This window comes from Pectobacterium quasiaquaticum (genome assembly GCF_014946775.2).
Taxonomy (GTDB): domain Bacteria; phylum Pseudomonadota; class Gammaproteobacteria; order Enterobacterales; family Enterobacteriaceae; genus Pectobacterium; species Pectobacterium aquaticum.
The window spans coordinates 36,145-55,983 of the sequence record NZ_CP065177.1 but is presented as its reverse complement, the minus strand read 5'-3'; the positions used below and the strand labels follow the sequence as shown (position 1 = coordinate 55,983).

The following is a 19,839-nucleotide window of genomic DNA, read 5'->3' as shown; positions in this document are numbered from 1 at the left end:
TAATTATGGCGTTACGTGACAATGACTAAGCGTAACCATGACGTGAGATGGCCGACCACCAGATTCTGTGGCCGGCATAGATAGCGTTACTCGATGGCGATGGGTTTTTCCGTCAGCGTGGTTTTGTTGTCACCCTGAATGGCTTTCACTTTCTGCTCCGTTTTCTGTACCGCATCAGCGCTACTCAACAGGCTGTATGTCAGCTCAAATGTCGTGCTCTGGCCGGGCTGTAACTTTTTGACCCGTCCTTGTTCGCGTTCAATCGTAACCGGATAGGCGTAGTTAGTACCGGGCTCGATCCCCGTGACGTAGCCCTGTTTTTCCGTATCCGTGTTTTTCCACAGCGTCAGCAGCGGCAGTTGATGGGTGTCAAAGGCAATCGACACGCCCTTATCTCCCGCCTTGTTCACCAGCGCCGCCAGCGTTTTACCCTGTGCATCCGTATACGGTGTAATGTTGAACACCATTTCATCGAAGTCTTTTGTCGGCCCTTTGTAGGTTTGCCAGGTTGCCAGACCTGCTTTGGCATGGTCATTAAACGGAGAAATGTCTTTTACCGGCGCAATGAAACGTGCGCCTTCTTCCAGAATCGGCGTACCGAAATTACTGTGGTAGATAATCTGATAGTCGCGCGCGTAGTCGGCTTTGTTGGTCAGCACATCGTGCACGGTGAACGACTCGCTACCGGGGACGTAGCGCAGCTCGGTCCAGGTTTCCAGATTCGACTTCTTGAAGCTGTTTTCCTTCAGCAGGCCGCGCACCGTAATGGTGTGCGGTGCAGTATCGCTGACTTCCACCACCACTTTTGACGCTGGCGTGTTGCCCGCGCGGCCATGCAGGGTATAGATCATGCCCTCGCTGACGACCGGGTGCCCCGTCCATTCGAAGCCGCAGCGCACCATCATCTCATTGAAACCTTCCAGCCAGCCCAGTCCGTTACGGCTTTCCAGATTGATGGTATTCGGGTTGACGACCTCATCAACCGGCGAATCCCACCCCAAACGGATGTTTTTTCCCGTCACATGCAGCAAGTTCATCCCTCGCGTCGGGCTGAGGGCAATTTTCAGGCCGTCCTGACTGGTAATCGTGATCACTTTACTGCCTTCCTGACGTCCGCCGTGCAGGACTTTTTGCTCAATGCTGAAATGCTGATTTTTTATCTTCAGGGCATCACTGCCAATTTGCCAGTTTCCCTTTTCCACACTGCTTTCAGCATCTGTCAGCACAAACGTCTGCGCCGAGAGTTGCCATGATGTCAGCGCCAGTGTAATGCCTATAGCCAGTAATTTTTTCATGTTAACCATCCCTCTCTGCTGAATTGTTTTAGCTAATGCGAGCTAAAGACTACAAATCAGCGAATGGTCAGAATGTGATAGCTATCACCAGATGGAAAAATTCGGCATTGTCGCGTTATTTATCCAATTAGCATCACTAATTCACTATGAATAGCATCTATGATTGCAGAATTATTGAGATATCGATCGGTAAAAGCTGAAAACGTTTCAGCAAAATAAAGCCGACTGTCTGAAATCATTTCCACGCTCAGGTTAGAGTCAGCAAGTTATTCTGAATATTAAACGCTACGCGGGATAAAAAATTACCAGTCTGTTTTTTGACCACATTGCACCCTATTGGCGCAAGCGCTATGGTTGCCGGTAACCTGTGTACGACCACTGATAACTAAACTATGAACTTTTCTCTTTTCGGCAAAAAATTCACGCGCCACGCTGGCATCACTCAATTAATGGACGATCTGAACGAAGGGCTGCGTACGCCAGGCGCCATCATGCTGGGCGGCGGCAATCCGGCGCATATTCCGGAGATGGACAGCTACTTCAAACAGCTGTGTCAGGATATGCTGGAACAAGGGAAATTAACGGAAGCGCTATGCAACTACGACGGCCCGCAAGGTAAGGATACGCTGCTTAAGGCGCTGGCCGAGCTGCTGAGTAATGAATTAGGCTGGCAGATTGGACCACAGAACATTGCGCTAACAAATGGCAGCCAGAGTGCGTTTTTCTACTTATTTAACTTATTTGCCGGTCGCCACAGCGATGGCAGCCTGAAAAAGGTGCTGTTCCCGCTGGCACCGGAATATATCGGCTATTCAGATTCCGGGCTAGACGACAACATGTTCGTCTCCGTTCGTCCTCAAATCGAGCTGCTACCCGAAGGGCAATTTAAATATCACGTCGATTTCGATCACCTGTCGATTACCGATGAGATCGGGCTGGTCTGCGTATCCCGCCCGACCAATCCGACCGGTAACGTGCTGACCGACGACGAGCTGATGCGTCTGGATATTCTGGCGCAGCAGCACAACATTCCCCTGCTGATTGATAACGCCTATGGCGTGCCGTTTCCCGGCATTATCTTCAGCGATGCGACGCCGCTGTGGAACCCGAACATCATCCTGTGCATGAGCCTGTCCAAGCTGGGTCTGCCCGGCTCACGCTGCGGTATCGTGATTGCAGATGAAAAGGTGATTTCGGCGATCGGCAACATGAACGGCATCATTAGCCTGTCTCCCGGCGCAATCGGCCCAGCGCTGGCGCACGAGATGATTCAGCGTGGCGATCTGCTGCGCTTATCTAATGGCGTCATACGCCCGTTCTACCAACAGCGCGTGACGGAAACTATCGCAATTATTCGTCGTTACCTGTCGCCTGAGCAGTGCCTGGTTCATAAACCGGAAGGCGCAATCTTCCTGTGGCTGTGGTTTAAGGATCTGCCTATCACGACGGAAATTCTGTACCAACGCCTGAAAAAACGCGGCGTCCTCATGGTGCCGGGTCACCATTTCTTCCCTGGCTTAGATCAGGACTGGCCGCACGCTCACCAGTGCATGCGCATGAACTATGTGCCAGAGCCGGAAAAAATCGAACGCGGTATTGCGATTCTGGCTGAAGAAGTGGAAAAGGCGATGCAGGAAAGCTAAGTCGCCGCTGACAGAGATGCCCCCACGCTCCATCAAAGCAGCGTGGGGCATCGAAGGCAAACTAGGCTACAGCGGTGCCCTGTTCGTCCTGATCGACGGCGAAGCAGGCGACCTGCTGCTCGCCGTAGGTTTTCAACTGCGGCTGGAACTGTGTACAGGTACTGAAACAGCGCTGGCAGCGAGCGTTGAACGCGCAGCCCGGCGGTGGATTCAGCGGGCTGGGCAGTTCACCCGTCAGCTTGATGCGTTCGCGGCGTAAATCCGGGTTCAGGCGCGGCGTCGCGGAAAGTAACGCCTGCGTATACGGGTGGCGCGGATTGTTGAAAATGGCATCTTTACTGCCCTTCTCCACACAGCGGCCCAGATACATCACCATCACTTCATCAGCGATATGTTCGACCACGGACAGATCGTGTGAGATGAAGACGTAAGACAGCCCCAGGTCCTGCTGCAAATCCATCATCAGGTTCAGCACCTGCGCACGAACCGACACGTCCAGCGCTGAAACGGGTTCATCAGCAATCACCACGTCTGGGTCCAGCATCAATCCACGAGCAATAGCGATACGTTGACGCTGGCCGCCAGAGAACATATGCGGATAACGGTCGTAATGCTCCGTTTTCAGCCCCACTTTTGCCATCATCGCCAACGCTTTTTCACGACGCTCAGCTTTTGACAGTTCCGTGTTGATCTGGAGTGGTTCCTCCAGGATCTGGCCGACTTTCTTACGCGGGTTCAGCGATCCATAAGGATTCTGGAAAACGATCTGGATCTTCTGCCGACGCAGCTTCTGTGCCACCGGATCAGGCTTCAGCAGATCCTGTCCCTGATAGTACAGTTCGCCATCAGACGGGGTTTCGATCATCGTCAGCAGGCGACCCAGCGTGGATTTTCCACAACCGGACTCTCCGACCACCGCCAGCGTTTTACCGCGTTCCAGCGTAAAGGAAACGCCGTCCAGCGCTTTCACCATCCGTTCTGGTGCGAAAAAGCCCTTTTTCACCGGATAGTGTTTTTTCAAATCAATCGCATGCAGCAAATACGGCTGCGATGGTGCGTTCAGTTCACTCATAAGGTTGGCCTCCCCGCATCATCCAGCGGTGTATGACATTTCACCTGACGACCAGGAATATCGCGCAGAACAGGTTCTTCCTGACGGCAGCGGTCTTGTGCATAGGGGCAACGCGGGTTTAGCAGACAGCCGTTCGGGCGGTCATATTTACCCGGTACCACGCCAGGCAACGATGCCAGTCGGGATTTATCCGCCGCAAACTCCGGCAGCGCACGCAGCAGCGCCTGGGTATACGGATGACGGGGCGCGCTGAAAATATCCGCCGCTTTGCCTGATTCCACGACCTGCCCGGCATACATCACGATGATGTGGTGTGCCGCTTCGGCCACCAGCGCTAAATCATGGGTAATCAGGATCAGCGCCATGTTCTCGCGCTGCTGCAATTCGAGCAGCAGTTCGATGATTTGCGCCTGAATGGTTACATCGAGCGCCGTGGTCGGTTCATCGGCAATCAGCAACTTCGGCCGACAGGCGATCGCCATCGCGATCATCACGCGTTGGCTCATCCCACCGGAAAGCTGGTGCGGATACACGTCAAGACGCGAACCTGGATCGGGAATCCCGACCAGCGTCAGCAGGTCAATCGCACGCTGGCGACGGGTTTTGCGGTTACCGCCCTGATGCACCTTGATGGCTTCCATGATCTGGTAGCCCACGGTGTAACACGGGTTCAGGCTGGTCATCGGGTCCTGGAAAATCATCGCGACTTCAGAACCCACCAGATTACGCCGTTCTTTCTCAGAAATTTTTGTTAAATCACGCTGGTTAAATTCCAGCTTGTCGGCCATCACTTTGCCGGGGTAATCAATCAGTCCCATAATCGCCAGCGAACTGACAGACTTACCGGAGCCGGATTCCCCGACGATACCGACGACCTGACCTTGTTCCACCTGGTAGCTGATACGATCGACCGCACGAAACGGCAGATCCTCATCACCAAAGTGAACCGACAGTTTATCTACATTGAGCAACGCCATCTCTCTACCTCTACTACTGCTTGAGTTTGGGGTCGAGAGCATCACGCAAGCCGTCCCCCATCAGGTTAAACGCCAATACCGTCAGTAAGATTGCCAGACCGGGGAACGTCACCACCCACCAGGCGCTTTGCGCAAACTGCAAAACGTCCGACAGCATGGTGCCCCACTCTGGCGTTGGCGGCTGTGCACCCATACCGAGGAAACCCAAAGCAGCCATATCGAGAATGGCGTTAGAAAAGCCGAGAGAAGCCTGCACAATCAACGGTGCCAGGCAGTTAGGCAGAATGTTAACGAACATCTGACGCGCCGAACTCGCTCCCGCCACGCGTGAAGCCGTGACGTAATCGCGACTAACTTCCACCAGCACCGCCGCGCGGGTCAAACGGACATAGTGCGGCAATGCCACGAAGGTCAGCGCCAGCGAGGCATTCACAATCGAAGGTCCGAAGACGGCCACCAGCACCAGCGCCAGCAGCAGGCTCGGCAGCGCCAGCATGATATCGACGATACGCATAATGAGCGCATCGACCACACCGCCGAAATACCCGGCCAGCAGGCCGAAGATCACGCCCAGCACCAGCGACAGCGCGACGACCAGACAGCCGACCAGCAGCGACAGGCGTGCGCCGTACATCAGACGGGACAGGACATCACGCCCGACGTCGTCCGTTCCCAGAATAAACTGCCAGCTTCCGCCCTCTTGCCAGACCGGCGGACGAAGCAGCGCATCGCGGAACTGCTCGGCGGGCGCATGCGGAGCCAACACGTTGGCACCAATGGCGATAATCAGCATCAGCACGACATACACCATGCCAACAACCGCCCCTTTGTTACGTTTAAAATAGTGCCAGAATTCCTGTAGCGGGGTCATCGGCTTCGGTGCGCTATTTACAACAGGTTCAGTGACGTGTGTCATCTTAGCCTTCCCCTTATTTCTTGTGACGGATGCGTGGGTTAACCACGCCGTAGAGCACATCGACCAGCAGGTTCACCAGAATGATCATGGTTGCCACCAGCAGTACGCCGCCCTGAACCACCGGATAGTCACGACGCTGCAACGCATCGATTAACCACCGTCCCAGCCCCGGCCAGGAGAAAATGGTTTCCGTCAGGATCGCCCCGGCCAGCATGGTACCGACCTGTAAACCAATTACCGTTACCACTGGCAGCATCGCATTACGCAACGCGTGCACGACAATCACACGCAGACGGCTCAGCCCTTTGGCACGAGCGGTACGAATATAATCCTCACCCAGCACTTCCAGCATCGCAGAGCGCGTCATACGCACAATCACCGCCAGTGGAATGGTACCCAGCACGATGGCAGGCAGGATCATGTGCTCAACCGCGTCGATAAAGTCGCCTTCCTCGCCCCAGAACAGGGTATCGATTAGCATAAAGCCGGTTAGCGGCATGCTGTCATCAAGGAAAATCGTATCGCTGACGCGTCCCGAGACGGGCGTCAGATTGAGCTGAACGGAAACCAGCATAATCAGCATCATGCCCCACCAGAAGATAGGCATGGAGTAGCCCGTCAGCGCCAGGCCAACAGAGGTATGATCGAAAATGGAACCGCGTTTGACCGCAGCCAGCACACCAACCGGAATCCCCACTGCGATAGCAAACAGCATCGCGCAGATACCCAGTTCCAGCGTCGCTTTGAAGCGAGGCACAAATTCTTCCCACACGGGGATGCGACTCTTGAGGGAGATCCCCAGATCGCCCTGCATCACACCGCCAATGTAGTGGAGGTATTGCTGCCAAAGCGGCTTATCCAGCCCCATTTCAGCCAGCAATTGCGCATGACGTTCGGCGGAAATACCCCGTTCCCCCGCCATGATCATCACCGGGTCGCCCGGAATCATGTGCACGAACGCGAAGGTTAATAGGGTGATACCAATAAACGTTGGGATAACCAGCCCCAAACGCCGGAGTATGAACTGCAACATATCCCGAACTCTCTATTCATGCCCGTTGGCTCATTGGCCATCAGGCTTATCATTGCTCACAGATAAAAAATCGCCAGATGCGATTTTAACGTCGTGCGCGACGGCCCACAGGGTGATGGCAGGAAGTCCACCATAAAATTTAACGGGCAAGAAACCCCGCCTCCACGGCTCCTCTAACGAGAGACCGCAAGGTCGGGGTTTTTAATGTCCGTGAAAATCGAGTGGCTGACTTAATCCAACGTCACGTTGTTAAAGCTATGCACGCCACGTGGCTGAACCACATAACCTTTCACGTTTTTACGCACTGGCTCGTACACGGTGGAGTGCGCGACAATCAGCGCCGGAGCCTGATCGTGCATCACAACCTGTGCCTGCTTGTACAGTTCAATACGTTTTTCGTGATCGGAAACGGCGCGCGCCGGTTGGATCAAGTCTTCAAACGGCTTATAGCACCACTTGGAGTAGTTGGAGCCATTTTTAGCCGCATCGCAGCTGAACAGGGTCGCGAAGAAGTTATCTGGATCCCCATTGTCGCCTGTCCAGCCCATCAGCACGGTCTGGTGCTCACCGTCTTTCGCACGCTTCAGATACTCGCCCCACTCGTAGGTGACGATCTTGGCTTTCACGCCCACTTTCGCCCAGTCGGACTGAATCATTTCCGCCATACGACGCGCGTTCGGGTTATACGGACGCTGTACCGGCATTGCCCACAGGTCGATAGAGAAACCGTCAGCCATACCCGCTTCTTTCAGCAGCGCTTTCGCTTTCTCAGGATCGTAACTGTAGTCTTTAACGTCGTTGTTGTAGCCCCACATGGTCGGCGGGATCAGGTTAGTTGCGGCCTGGCCGGCACCCTGATAGACCGCCTCAATGATGGCAGACTTGTTCACTGCATAGTTCAGCGCTTGGCGAATCTTGACGTTATCCAGCGGTTTTTTCTCAACGTTGTAAGACAGGTAGCCAACGTTCAGGCCCGGCTGTTCCATCAACGTAATGTTTTTGTCTTCTTTCATGCGCGCAAGATCGGCCGGGTTTGGATACGGCATGATCTGGCATTCGTCTTTTTGCAGCTTGGCGTAACGCACAGACGCATCTGGCGTGATGGAGAAGACCAGACGGTCAACACCCGGCTTGGTGCCCCAGAAGCCTTCAAAGGCTTTGTACAGAATACGGGAATCTTTCTGGTACTGCTGCAGTTGGAATGGGCCTGTACCGATTGGGTTCAGGTCAATCTTCTCTGGCGTACCGGCTTTCAGCATCTTATCCGCATATTCCGCTGACATGATGGAAGCGAAGTCCATTGCCAGGTTTGCCAAGAACGGCGCTTCAGGGCGGTTCAGCACAAAGCGGACGGTATAGTCGTCAACTTTTTCGATTTTGCTGACTAGCTCTGGCATACCCATACCCTGATAGTATTCATAGCTGCCGCCAGATACTTTGTGGTACGGATGGTTGGCATCCTGCTGACGCATGAAGGAGAAAATCACGTCATCGGCATTGAATTCACGAGAAGGTTTGAAATCCTTGCTGTCTTGCCATTTCACGCCTTTGCGCAGATGGAAGGTGTAGGTTTTGCCATCTTCGCTAATATCCCATTTTTCAGCCAGACCCGGACCGGTGTCCGTGGTGCCGTCTTTAAATTCCACCAGGCGGTTATAAATAGGAATAGAGCTGGCATCAAACGTTGTGCCGGAGGTGAACAACTGTGGGTTAAAACCTTCCGGGGAGCCTTCTGAGCAGTACACCAGCGTCTTTGCCTGAACGCCTGCAGCGACGGACATGGCGAGCAAGCCAAGGCCGAACTTCAACACCCTTGATTTAACTAGGGATTTTTCCATTACGTGTGCTCCATTGTGGATGATGTTGTGTGCTATACCCGCCATACTCCAAGCTGCATACGCGTTAATACTGTCGTTAAAAACGTAGTGGCTAACAGCGCTGATAGTCCGTCCTGCATCTCGAAATCAATTGGGTATGGTTGGCCAGACCTGTATTTTTAAGAACTGTGGTCTGTACCCTGTCGCCCGAAGGCAAAATTAAAATAATGGGGAGAGGAATGGTGATTGCCACAACCGATAGTCGCACACTGCTAGATATAGTCATAATAACTACAACGTATACCTTGAAGCGCCACAACCCGCTCACGGATGCTGGATGAAGACGTAGAATCATTCAGACAAGCCGCTGCTTTCCTCCTTATATCCCTATGACGCCCTCAATTTCTCAACAGATGGCGGTGACGTCAATATAAGCCGTAAGGATTTACAAAATTTCCTTACATTTTCTTAAAATAGAAAATACAAGTTCATCACCTCAAGTAAGGCATATTCCCTGTTTTTTTATGAAAAAACAGCGATAGAAACTGATACAATGCGGACATAAAGAAATTATCACCATTAAAAAAACTATAGTTATCTGGTCTTACATGTCCAAGATTTGAGCACTATTTTTTGTTAAAAACGTTAACGGCAGGTGAAAATCCTGACAGATAATAAGAAATTCTGATATTTACCACGTTACTATAAGTAGACAAATGACTATCTACGCTACATAAAAAAACTCTATGGGGCAGAAGAAACGCCTTTTCCCCCTCCTCCAACTGGCCTTATCCAGCGTTGTTTATCTGTGGGATAGCCGTTACCAGAAATCCGTTGCTGAAGACATCCGTTAGATAAAAAGGCAACTGATGCAGGGTTGAGGACGCATTCTGTTCGCAGTAGGGTCGCCAGGGTGGCGAGCCGCGAGACAATGATATTGCTCAATAATTAATTGGCTATTTTAGTTAAATAAATATTTTCACTAAAATCAAAACACGCTATTTACTTATTCCTATAAAGTGGTATTTTTCACTCTGTGAGTTACCTCTCCTTCTGTTTTAATTCCCCACCCCGTCTCAATGGATTATTTTAATTACAAAAAAATAATATAAGTTATTTAAAATAGAGTTGCTGATAAGTTCACAAATACGTAATTAACGTATTATTTTTAACATTTCCTCATGCTAGATTACCCTTCAACAGGATTCATTGTTAAATAACATCAACCATTCATTATCTTTTTGTTACTAACTGATAAAAAACAAAAAAACGTATTTTTCTTCTTTTTGATAATAAACATACCGCCGCCATTGGCATTAGCAAGGCTCGATATCCATACCGATATCGGTAAGCAAAAGCCAATAAAATGCGTCGATAACGATGCGTTACCAATATCCTCAACGATATTACACGGCAGGTATGTCATTTCTTTCTGTACCAACTGTCCTAGCAGGGTGAATATAATGAAAAAAATTGAAACTGATATTTTATGTGAGAACGATCTCGCTCTGGAAACACAAGAATCGTTTATCGGGGGATTTTTTAAAAAGAAAATCGGCTCCGTTCCCGTTGCACTTTTTATGGCGATTGCCGCCATTGTCGCTATCGCGGCCTACGAAGGATATTTGCCTAAAAATATGATTGGCGGTTTCGCCGTCATCATGACGATGGGTTTTTTACTGGCACACATTGGCAGCAATATTCCCGTGTTCAAAGATATCGGTGGCCCGGCCATTCTGTGCCTGATGGTGCCTTCCGTGATGGTGTATTTTGAGCTGTTCAACGACAACACCATGAAAACCGTCCACCTGCTGATGAAAGAGGCGAATTTCCTGTATTTCGTTATCGCTTGTCTGGTGGTCGGTAGTATTCTGGGTATGAACCGCAAAATCCTGATTCAGGGGATGGTGCGCATGTTCGTTCCTCTGGTCATCGGCACCGCAACCGCACTGGCAACCGGTTTACTGGTCGGTAAACTGTGCGGCTACAGCTTCTATCACACCTTCTTCTTCATTATCGTGCCAATCATCGGCGGCGGTATTGGTGAAGGCATCCTGCCATTATCTCTCGCCTACTCTGCCATTCTGGGACAAACCCCAGATGTGTATGTGGCTCAGTTAGCGCCTGCTGCCGTCGTCGGCAACATCTTCGCGATTCTGTGTGCCGGCGTGCTGTCTCGTCTGGGGATGCGCCGCAAAGATCTGAACGGCGAGGGCCGTCTGGTTCGCAGCGATGAAGACAACGCGATGTTTGCCGTCAATGAGGCACCAAAACCGGTTGATTTTCACCTGATGGGCGGCGGACTGTTGATGATTTGCGCCTTCTTCATCGTCGGTGGCCTGTTTGAGAAACTGGTACACATCCCAGGCCCCGTGCTGATGATTCTGATCGCCGTGTTCTGTAAATACGGACGCGTGATTCCAGCGATTATGGAAACTGGTGCGCACAGCGTTTACAAGTTCGTATCCAGTTCTCTGGTGTGGCCGCTGATGATCGGGCTTGGCATGCTGTATATCCCGCTGGAAAGCGTCGTCGCGGTATTCTCTGTGGGTTATGTCATCGTCTGTGGTTCTGTGGTGCTGTCCATGGCGCTGGTGAGCTTCCTGATTGCACCTTACCTGAACATGTACCCGATTGAGGCTTCTATCGTAACCACGTGCCACAGCGGACTGGGCGGTACGGGTGACGTGGCTATTCTGTCTGCTTCTAACCGTATGTCTCTGATGCCGTTCGCACAGATCGCTACCCGTATCGGCGGCGCATCTACCGTCATCGCCGCAACGCTGCTGCTGGGCTGGGTTGCTTAATCTCAGTATCACGGTTTCCCTCAATCAGGGGGAAACCTTATTCTGAATGAGAAAAACCATTTAAGCCCGTATACACAGCGTTTCAGCTATGCCGTTATCTGTGTCACAAGTTCAGAACCGCGCTCCGCTACCCCATCAACCGCGTTCTTATCTAACCTTCTTGAAAATGATCAGAATCAGAGTCATGCACACAGGAAAACCAATTAAAGCAACCTCAAGGACATTATCTGTGGCCTTATAAATATTTTCTATAACAGCCTCATGATATTCGATAGTAACCACCTTACCCAGTGGCATGTCCCCTTTATCATCTAACGGAAAAATAGCAAGAAAGAGCCACAGATAATATACAAAGGTTACTAATGCTATTCCTCCCCAGCGCATAACCGTCTTACATTCACTTGTTAACATCATGCATCCCTTCTAATAATCCCCCGACAGTACCACCAGAATAAGGCGACACCTTGCCAACACCAGAAGCTATCTCAGCGGCAGCTCGAAAAGCTTTCATTCTTATTGTTGATTCATCTAGAGGGTTAAACCCATTAATATTGGGGTGCTGTTTTCTAAACTCACTCGTCATATCAACAACAAGCATCGATGACTCAGCGCTTTTTCGTTCTAAATACCGCTGTAGCGATACCGGCACGGCAAAATCTTCTTCGTAATTAATCCGTATCTGAGAGTGAGTCGTATATCCTCCCTCAAATATCTGTGATCCCGCAATCTTCACACCTTTTGTTGCATGGGTTGTACAGTTAACCCCTGTCACATCATATTGATCAATTGTGTGGCCATTTCTTTTGGTACTATCCCTCATAGATGGAGTTTCTTTTGCCTTTCCCCCTGAACGCCACAACTTTTCAAAGTACATTCTTGCAATCGTAGGATCTGCATCTGTAATGATGAATGCCTTCGCCTCCATCTTGTACAGCTCTTCTCGGTAATACGTTCTGGCATCTTCAAACTGCAAAAAATTTAAGATGCCATCGCCGACAGCCCCGACAATACCAGACCGTCTACCAAAGCGGCCATAAGTGAAAACAGAAGCACTATTACCCTCATGAATGGAAACAAAGGCGTGACCTGTCCCCTTAGTTTCTGTCCAGATAAATACACCGTTTTCTAATGGGTTATTTTCTTTTTTGCATTCTTGGCTCTGATTAATCCATTCCCCTTTTGAGGGGGTGAGGTAAATCGGGTCATCCCTGAAGTAATTTATTGGGTCAGGCTTAATATTTTCCCGTGGATTCCGCCATAACCCTAACCCACGGCCGTACTGCATAAATTTATCGTGTTCCACTTAACCAACTCCATTTGGTTTCATCGTCACTGAATTGTGATAGCACAAGGCGGGATTGCTCCCGCCTTGTCTCTGTTTACCTTATTCAGCGCGATTTACTTACCGCTTTTTATTCACAGCCTTTTATTCACAATTCACAGTATTGGCGCAGCGAGTCCTGTTTTTCTGGCAGCAGGCGATACAGATAAACCGGTCGGCCGGTAGAGCCGTACAGGATATTGGTGGTCAGGATGCCAGTATCAGACAGATAGATCAGATACTTACGGCAGGAGACGCGGGATATACCAATCGCATTCGCCAGCATTTCGGTAGAGAACTCGATGCCCTGATTGCCTTCAATCCACTCGCAGACGGTACGCAGCGTCAGGCTGGTCAGCCCTTTCGGTAATTTCTTACGTTCGCTAACCGTGCTACCGCTGGTACGACGAATCAGGTTATCAATATCCGACTGCCCAACAAAATCGCGGTGTTTGAACAAGTTCGCCTCTTCACGATAGGCGGTCAACGCCTGTTCGAAACGCGAGAACTGGAAAGGCTTAATCAGATAGTCCACCACACCGTAATGCAGCGCTTTCTTGATGGTGTACACATCGCTGGCAGACGAGATGATGATGACGTCCGTCTTTTCGCTGAATTCACGGATAGTCGGCAGCAGATCCAGTCCATTATCCTGCTGCATGTAAATATCCAGCAGTACCAAATCGATTTCCGAGTCAGGTTGCATCAGCAGGTTTCGCGCCTGTTGCAACGTGGGAACCGTCGCATAGCAGCTAAATCCAGAAACCTGGTTCAGATAAGATTTGTTAAGCTCTGCAACCATGGCATCGTCATCAACAATCAGTACATTAATCATGGTCAAACAGCCTTGCTTGATAAGGAATAGTAACGAAAAACTGGGTGTACACCTCAGGTTCTGATTCAAACTCGATAGTGCCGCCAATCTTCTCCAGACTCTGCTTGGTCAGGTACAGGCCGATACCGCGCCCGCTGCCTTTGGTAGAGAATCCCTGTTCATAAATGCGCGCCTGACTCTCCGGTGAAATGCCGGGGCCGTCATCCCCCACGGTACAGTGAAGGCGCCCGCTCTGATGATGAAAGCTCACGCTGATTTCACAGTTTTCCTGCCGATCAATCGCGTCCATCGCATTCTCAATCAGATTACCCAATACGGTAATCAATTCATTTGTGGCATCGACATCATCAGTATCCGGCAGCAGACTCTCCTCGCTGATGGAGAGCGTAATGCCGAGATCGCGTGCGCGGTTGATTTTACCCAACAGGAAGCCAGCAATCACTGGCGATTTCACTTTACGAATAATCGAGCCAATTTCCGCCTGATAATTATTGGCGGTCTTCAGGATATAGTCTTCTAGCTGCGAGTAATACTTTAAGTGCAGCATCCCCAAGATAACGTGCAGCTTGTTCATAAACTCGTGCGACTGCGCACGCAGCGCATCCGCATAGTAGGACATCCCGCTCAACCGTTGTAGCAGTTGGCTGATCTCCGTTTTATCACGGAATGTCGCAATCGCGCCGATAATGTCGCCCTTCACAAAAACCGGAACGGTGTTAGTCAGCAGCAGGTGGCCGTTAAAGTTAATCTCTTCATCACGCCGCGGCGTACCGCTCTCCAGCACTTGTTTCAGGTGCAAATGCTCAAGCCACTGGTCGCTGACGCGTTCGGCTGGCTTCGGAGCCGGCGTTTCACTGCCCTGCGGCTTATTCTGCCGGAAAAGCCGTCGCGCCTCATCATTGATGACCGTAATCCGGCCATGCTGATCGACCGCGATAACGCCTTCTTTGATATGTTTGAGCATCGCGTTACGCTGTTCAAACAGGTTTGAGATCTCAAACGGCTCGAATCCCAGCATAATGCGCTTGAGCACCTTCACCAGAATCAGCGTGCCCAGCCAGCCGACCAGCGCCCCCGCCAATAGCGTCCAGGGAATCATCCAGCGGTTATCGCTGATCACCTTCTGCACGCTGGTTAAGGCAATTCCCAGCGCGACGACGCCAACCTGCTTATGGTTGCTGTCGAAAACCGGTGTAAAGACCCGCAGCGCGGGATCGAGCGTCCCCCGGTTGATGGCGGTATTTTCCATACCCAACAGCGCTGGGTAGATATCCCGACCGGCAAAATGTTCACCAATTCTTTCCGGTTCAGGGTGGCTATGGCGCACCGTATCCATGTCCGTGACGGTGACGAAGAGCAGTTGATTACGCAGTCGGATCGTCTCCGCCGCGATCTGCACTTCCTCAGGCCGACCAATCCCTTTAAGTTCATCAATCACCACGGGAGAGGCGGCAAAAGTGCGGGCAATGGCAAAGGCTTTTTCTCGCAGATGATCTTCTGAAAGCTGATTAATGCGAAAAAACAGCAAGGAATAGACCACCAGCAACACCGCACCAAGCACAACCGACACCATCAGAAACACCGATGTTCCCAGCTTTAGCGGTGCCTTTTTCTTGCCCATGTCACTCTCCGAAACCACCATCATCACACCGTTATCTTATACTGTTTCGTCGCGTTTCGCGTGCCGTGATGCATACGCCCCGTCACAAGGACAGGGCGTAGGCGTGAAGAAAGGAAATCAGGCTTAACGTTGCGGTACATTTTTTGTGTCAGGAATATTTCGCATCGAAAGCCTGTGGGTATCTGCGTTTTTACCAGAAACCGAGCAGTTTCCACCACATTCCGCCAACACCCAACCAGATAGGGATGATGACCAGACTGACCAGGAAACCGATCTTCCACCAGGTTCCTAGCGGCACGTAGCCAGTGCCGAACAAAATTGGTGCTGGGCCACTGGAGTAGTGGGTTGTGGACATAAACAGGTTACTGAAGATACCGAATACCAGTACGGTCAGCATCGGCGGCGCACCGGCTGCCAGCGCGATAGAGACAAAAATCGCATACATGGCGCTGATGTGGGCAATCGCACTCGCCATCAGGTAGTGGCTGTAGTAGTACACCAGCAGCAGCAGACCCAGCATCGGCAGCCAGTGCATCCCACTCACGGCATTACCGGCCAATCCGCCCAGCCAGGCAATCAGCCCCATCTTGTTGAGCTGACCCGCCAGCGTCATCAGTACGGCAAACCACACCACGGTGTGCCAGGCTTCTTTCTCACTGACCACATCGTCCCAGGTCAGCGCACGGCTGAGCAACAGCACGCTCAGGCCCGCCAGCGCGGTCAGGGTTGCATCGATATTCAGCGTGGAACCCAGTACCCAGAAGATCACCAGACCCAGGAACACACCCAGCACCACCCACTCGTCGCGGGTCATTTTGCCCATTTCACGCAGTCTTTCGACGGCGATCGCACGCATTTCTGAGGTTTTCTTCAGTTCAGGCGGATAGAAACGATAGATCAGGTAAGGAATCAGCGCCAAAGACAGGAAGCCCGGCAGCAGTGTCGCCAACGCCCAATCCGTCCAACTGATGTGAATACCAAACTGAGAAGCCAGCTTCGCCACCATCGGGTTACCCGCCATGGAGGTCATGAACATCGCGGAAGTCACGGCGTTACACTGGAAAATGGACTGCACCAGAAACGCACCAATGCGACGCTGCGTGCCTTTTTCCGGCGTGGAGTCATAGGCTTCGGCAATGGACCGGAACAGCGGAGTGATGATCCCGCCGCAGCGTGCAGACGTGGAAGGCATGGCCGGAGCGAACATCAGGTCGGTGAACACCAGACCATACGCCAGACCGAGTGAGCTATTCCCCAGCTTGCTGATGAACAGCAGACCAATGCGTCGGCCAAAGCCGGTTTTGATAAAGCCGCGAGAAATAAAGAAGGCGCAGGCGATCATCCAAATAGTGGGATCGCTAAAGCCCGTCAGCACATCTTTAATGGGTAATAACCCTAATATGGCGACCGAGGTCAGGCTGAACATCGCCATCGCGCCAAGCGGGTAAGGAGAGAGAATCAGACCGACAACGGTGGCAATGAAAATCGCCATCAGATGCCAGGCATCGGGTTTTACCCCATCAGGAACCGGCAATAACCATAAGCCACCGGCAATACAAAGGATAACTAGAAGCTTTATCAACCTGCTGTTATTCGCAGACATAAGAACACCACTCTTCATTAAAACGGATTCTGTATTCCCCGTCATACTTCGAGTCACACTCAAATTATTCAGGAGATATTCACGACGGATGTCCCGTGCGGAGGAGTGGGTATTTCGTTATTCTTCCTTCGTCACCCTGCTGAAAACAACGCAACAGGAATCATCTGCGGAAAAAAAGACGAGAAAACAAGGGTTCAGGGTGCTTCTCTCGTCTTATCAAATCAAGTGATTAATGAAGAGATAGTATTATAATGCGCCTACAAAATAGCGTAACTTTAGTTACTAAAGCGGTTCATTAATTTATTTAAGAAACCATCGTGGTTTTAATTTCCTGATAAAAAACCCTTAAGATTCAATAATAATTGACATTTAAAGAACATAAAATTAACGAAGTTAACGACAACGCAATGATAAAAAGACCTTATACATAACAGTGGTAATATAATTCTTTTCCAGACAGTCAGTTATCCATTAATTATTTATTCACTCAGGTATTCTTCTATTAAAAAATAAAAAAATAAATCCCCATTATTCGGCGAGAAAATATTATTTTTTATCCAACTGATAACATTTAGAGGGTAAGAAAAAGTACGGCTAACAGCTGCGGCGACATAATGCGCAGAAACATCGCCAACGGGTAAACCGTCGCATAAGACAGCGCCGCCGCACCGCTGGTCGAGTGTAGACCATTGGCAAACGCCAGCGCAGGTGGATCAGTCATGGAGCCCGCCAGCATGCCGCACAGCGTCAGGTAGTTCATCTTACCCAACGTTCGCGCCAATATGCCGACAAGCAGCAGCGGCACAATGGTAATCAGCGCGCCATAGCCAATCCACCACACTCCGTCGCCGTTCAATAACGTCTCGACGAAGTCGCCGCCAGATTTTAGCCCCACTACCGATAAGAACAGCACAATGCCGAGTTCACGCAGCGCTAGGTTCGCGCTGGGCGGCATAAACCAGTGAAGTTTACCGATACTGCCGATGCGCCCCAGCACTAGCGCTACCACCAGCGGCCCCCCCGCCAGCCCAAGCCGCAGCGCGACGGGAAAGCCGGGAATCATCAGCGGTACCGAGCCCAGCAATACGCCCAGCCCAATTCCGATAAAGACGGGCAGCATCTGTACCTGCTGGAGTTTTTGCTGCGCGTTTCCCACGATATCCGCGACGGCATCGATCGCCGCTTTTCGCCCGACCAGATTCAGAATGTCGCCAAATTGCAGGCTAGCCTGATTGCTGGCAACCAGCTCGACGCCCGCACGGTTCAGGCGCGAAATCACGACATCGTAGTTTTGCTTCAGATTGAGCTCGCGAATCTTGCGTCCCAACACCTTCTCATTCGTCACCACCACGCGCTCAACGTGCAGATCCGTGCCACGCGTTGAGAGCGATGCCTCCACTTCATTACCGATGACCAGACGCGCCTGCTCCAGATCGTTTTTCGCCCCCACCAGATGCAGATAATCGCCCAGTTGGATGAGCGTCTGTGGCGACGGCACCATCAGTTCATCACCGCGTTTCAGGCGGGAGCAGACGATGGTGTCGCGGTTCAGAATCGGCACAGCCTGAATCGCCAGCCCTTGCAGATTGCTATTCGTCACCGACACATTCATGGTGTGCAGTTGCTCGTGATGCAGACCGTTGCTGACTTCAAACTGCTTTGCCTCGTTCTCCACCGCGACGCGAAACAGGATCCGCATCAACCACATCACCAGTAAAATGCCGCAGATCCCCAGCGGGTACGCCATCGCGTAGCCTGTTCCCATCTGGTTCACCAATGCAGAACTCGACCCGAGATCGGTCAGAATCTGTTGACCCGCGCCGAGCGAAGGCGTGTTGGTCACCGCGCCGGAGAAAATACCGAGGATAATGGGCAAAGGAATATTAAGCAGTTTATGCAGCAGGACGGTCACCACGCAGCCGAGGAACACCGTCAGCAGCGCAAACGCATTGAGGCGCAGGCCAGATACACGCAGAGAGGAAAAGAAACCCGGCCCGACCTGAATGCCAATGGTATAGACAAACAGAATCAGCCCGAACTCCTGGATGACGTGCAACATGTCATCATTCAGTTGAATCTGGTACTGATGGGCAACATGCCCGACGATGATCCCACCGAACAGAACCCCGCCAATCCCTAAACCGACGCCGTAAATCCGCCAGTTGCCGATCCATAACCCCAGAACCGCAACCAGCGCCAGCATACTCACGGTAAGTGCGATATCACTCATACCCGTATCCTTTGCGGACGTTTTTATTGGGAAATGCCACTGCTGCCATACTCTATGATGAGTATATTGTGATTCTGGCAGAATGCCGGGGAGGGAAACGTGGCGGGCAACACAAAACCGCGCCCGTAATGATACGAGCGCGGGAAATCATCAAACAAATAATGCGGATATCGCGTTATGAGGCATCTTCAGCAGGCTGCTGGTTCAATGCCGGACGGTCACTATTGATGGCGATACGTTGAGGCTGCAAGGCTTCCGGCACGTCACGCACCAGATCGATATGCAGCAGGCCATTTTCAAAGTGTGCATCGGACACATGCAGATGCTCGGCCAGCGTGAAGCTCAGCGTGAAAGGCTTAAACACCAGCCCCTGATGCAGATATTCCACGGCTTTCTTGGACGGTGCCGGGCTGCCTTTTACTGTCAGGCGCGGGCCTTCTACTTCAATGTCCAGATCGGCCTGCCGGAACCCTGCCAGAGCAAGCGTGATGCGGTAGTGGTTGTCGTCTTTCTTCTCGATATTATACGGAGGAAAATCAATCGGTTCCTGGCTGCCCTGCATTGAGCTGGCTAATTTGTCAAAACCGATCCACTGACGCAGTAAAGGTGATAAATCGTAGTTACGCATAATATGACTCCTTCTAAGAAGCGAGATTAATGGTGCCCATA

Annotated in this window: 15 protein-coding genes; 2 read left to right on the top strand and 13 right to left on the bottom strand. The window is 51.4% G+C overall.

Annotation, left to right across the window (positions count from 1 at the left end):
- Window positions 1–86: 86 nt before the first annotated feature.
- The gene (locus IG609_RS00245) at window positions 87–1,295 is read right to left on the bottom strand and encodes an aldose 1-epimerase family protein (RefSeq protein WP_014917073.1); all 1,209 of its coding nucleotides are present in this window, start codon (window positions 1,293–1,295) and stop codon (window positions 87–89) included.
- Between the two features lie 392 nt (window positions 1,296–1,687).
- On the opposite strand from IG609_RS00245, the gene IG609_RS00240 reads away from it, so the two are divergent.
- Window positions 1,688–2,938 (top strand): valine--pyruvate transaminase, encoded by a 1,251-nt coding sequence (locus IG609_RS00240; protein WP_193400334.1) that lies wholly within the window; start codon window positions 1,688–1,690, stop codon window positions 2,936–2,938.
- A gap of 61 nt (window positions 2,939–2,999) precedes the next feature.
- Here the strand turns inward: IG609_RS00240 and dppF are convergent, their stop codons facing one another.
- From dppF to dppA, 5 genes are all read right to left on the bottom strand, one after another.
- Window positions 3,000–4,010 carry a dipeptide ABC transporter ATP-binding subunit DppF gene (gene dppF / locus IG609_RS00235; RefSeq protein ID WP_193400332.1) on the bottom strand — a complete coding sequence of 337 codons (1,011 nt, stop codon included), beginning with the start codon at window positions 4,008–4,010 and terminating at the stop codon, window positions 3,000–3,002.
- Window positions 4,007–4,987, bottom strand: coding sequence for a dipeptide ABC transporter ATP-binding protein (gene dppD / locus IG609_RS00230; RefSeq protein WP_014917083.1), 981 nt, complete (start codon window positions 4,985–4,987; stop codon window positions 4,007–4,009). Before dppD ends, dppF begins: the two co-directional genes overlap by 4 nt.
- Window positions 4,988–5,000: 13 nt before the next feature.
- Complete coding sequence (gene dppC, locus IG609_RS00225) at window positions 5,001–5,903, bottom strand: dipeptide ABC transporter permease DppC (protein WP_116163903.1); 903 nt, start codon at window positions 5,901–5,903, stop codon at window positions 5,001–5,003.
- Window positions 5,904–5,916: 13 nt separating this feature from the next.
- Entirely contained in the window at window positions 5,917–6,936 is a 1,020-nt protein-coding gene (dppB, locus tag IG609_RS00220) for a dipeptide ABC transporter permease DppB (RefSeq protein WP_193400330.1), read from the bottom strand.
- Between the two features lie 230 nt (window positions 6,937–7,166).
- Window positions 7,167–8,774 carry a dipeptide ABC transporter periplasmic-binding protein DppA gene (gene dppA, locus IG609_RS00215; protein WP_193397244.1) on the bottom strand — a complete coding sequence of 536 codons (1,608 nt, stop codon included), beginning with the start codon at window positions 8,772–8,774 and terminating at the stop codon, window positions 7,167–7,169.
- Between the two features lie 1,442 nt (window positions 8,775–10,216).
- On the opposite strand from dppA, the gene IG609_RS00210 reads away from it, so the two are divergent.
- Window positions 10,217–11,560, top strand: coding sequence for a 2-hydroxycarboxylate transporter family protein (locus IG609_RS00210; protein WP_039465531.1), 1,344 nt, complete (start codon window positions 10,217–10,219; stop codon window positions 11,558–11,560).
- Window positions 11,561–11,707: 147 nt separating this feature from the next.
- Here IG609_RS00210 and IG609_RS00205 read toward each other — a convergent pair whose 3' ends face one another.
- The 7 genes from IG609_RS00205 to ibpB all read right to left on the bottom strand — a co-directional run bounded on the left by IG609_RS00205 (window position 11,708) and on the right by ibpB (window position 19,798).
- Entirely contained in the window at window positions 11,708–11,974 is a 267-nt protein-coding gene (locus tag IG609_RS00205; RefSeq protein ID WP_039317590.1) for a hypothetical protein, read from the bottom strand.
- Window positions 11,958–12,863, bottom strand: a complete 906-nt coding sequence (locus IG609_RS00200) for a hypothetical protein (protein ID WP_193400328.1) — start codon at window positions 12,861–12,863, stop codon at window positions 11,958–11,960. The genes IG609_RS00205 and IG609_RS00200 overlap by 17 nt, the downstream gene beginning before the upstream one ends.
- 127 nt (window positions 12,864–12,990) lie before the next feature.
- Window positions 12,991–13,716 carry a two-component system response regulator DcuR gene (dcuR, locus tag IG609_RS00195; RefSeq protein WP_180787217.1) on the bottom strand — a complete coding sequence of 242 codons (726 nt, stop codon included), beginning with the start codon at window positions 13,714–13,716 and terminating at the stop codon, window positions 12,991–12,993.
- Entirely contained in the window at window positions 13,709–15,337 is a 1,629-nt protein-coding gene (locus IG609_RS00190; RefSeq protein ID WP_180787218.1) for a sensor histidine kinase, read from the bottom strand. The genes dcuR and IG609_RS00190 overlap by 8 nt, the downstream gene beginning before the upstream one ends.
- Window positions 15,338–15,527: 190 nt before the next feature.
- Window positions 15,528–16,940, bottom strand: coding sequence for an anion permease (locus tag IG609_RS00185; RefSeq protein WP_180787219.1), 1,413 nt, complete (start codon window positions 16,938–16,940; stop codon window positions 15,528–15,530).
- Between the two features lie 571 nt (window positions 16,941–17,511).
- The gene (locus IG609_RS00180; RefSeq protein WP_193400326.1) at window positions 17,512–19,170 is read right to left on the bottom strand and encodes a putative transporter; all 1,659 of its coding nucleotides are present in this window, start codon (window positions 19,168–19,170) and stop codon (window positions 17,512–17,514) included.
- Between the two features lie 175 nt (window positions 19,171–19,345).
- The gene (gene ibpB / locus IG609_RS00175) at window positions 19,346–19,798 is read right to left on the bottom strand and encodes a small heat shock chaperone IbpB (protein ID WP_193397246.1); all 453 of its coding nucleotides are present in this window, start codon (window positions 19,796–19,798) and stop codon (window positions 19,346–19,348) included.
- Window positions 19,799–19,839: the final 41 nt, after the last annotated feature.